Origin of the sequence: Streptomyces sp. P9(2023) (genome assembly GCF_032436795.1) — a bacterium.
Lineage (GTDB): Bacteria > Actinomycetota > Actinomycetes > Streptomycetales > Streptomycetaceae > Streptomyces.
In genome coordinates, this window is record NZ_JAUPWM010000307.1 from 1 (window position 1) to 312 (window position 312).

1 protein-coding gene is annotated in these 312 nt (G+C 64.7%); it reads left to right on the forward strand.

Going from position 1 to position 312, the window contains the following annotated elements; genetic code table 11:
* Positions 1-36: 36 nt before the first annotated feature.
* The coding region (locus Q5762_RS37735; protein ID WP_315896829.1) for a hypothetical protein at positions 37-312 on the forward strand (276 nt) is incomplete at its 3' end.

Sequence of the window (312 nt, forward strand, 5' to 3'; positions counted from 1 at the left end):
TGGCACGAAGTTCCGGTCGACCACACGGTGACTGAGATGGATCGCGACGGACAGGCGCGATTGTTCCGAGGCGGCGCGGCTATGTCGCTCCAGGAGGAAGCACGCGAACGCCGAGACACGATGCCCGAACGTATCAGGCGGCTGCTGCAACTCGTGGACGCCCATCAGGCACAGCATCCCGGTGACCAGATCATCCTGTGGTGCGATCTCAACGCCGAGCAGATCGCGATTGAACGGGGCCTCGCGGACCGTGGCATCTCGTTCGCGTCCATCTTCGGCGCCCTCGACCCAGACGAGTCCGAACGCCGCCTC